This window comes from Cobetia sp. SIMBA_158, from assembly GCF_046566945.1.
Lineage (GTDB): Bacteria > Pseudomonadota > Gammaproteobacteria > Pseudomonadales > Halomonadaceae > Cobetia > Cobetia amphilecti.
Map to the genome: position 1 here is coordinate 1 of NZ_JAWJYL010001283.1, position 228 is coordinate 228.

Annotated in this window: 1 protein-coding gene; it reads right to left on the reverse strand. The window is 38.2% G+C overall.

Going from position 1 to position 228, the window contains the following annotated elements; genetic code table 11:
- On the reverse strand, positions 1-228 hold a 228-nt coding region (locus R2R70_RS23855), incomplete at both ends, for a hypothetical protein (RefSeq protein WP_410979470.1).

A 228-nucleotide genomic window follows, 5' to 3' on the forward strand; every position in this document is an offset into this window, starting at 1 on the left:
AAACTCACCAAACAAGTCAATATCTTTGAAGACTGGACGAATACCACCATTTTCTAAAGCTCGATCCTTCGAAATTCCGTTAAGGTTGACAACATCAACTTGACCAGCACGTAAAATTTGTTCTGCACTTCCATTTGGTATAACTACTAATTCTACGTGTTGAATTTCATCTTCCGTTAAACCGTTGTCACGTAAAAATTGCTTAATTGCAAACTCGGAATGTGCCCC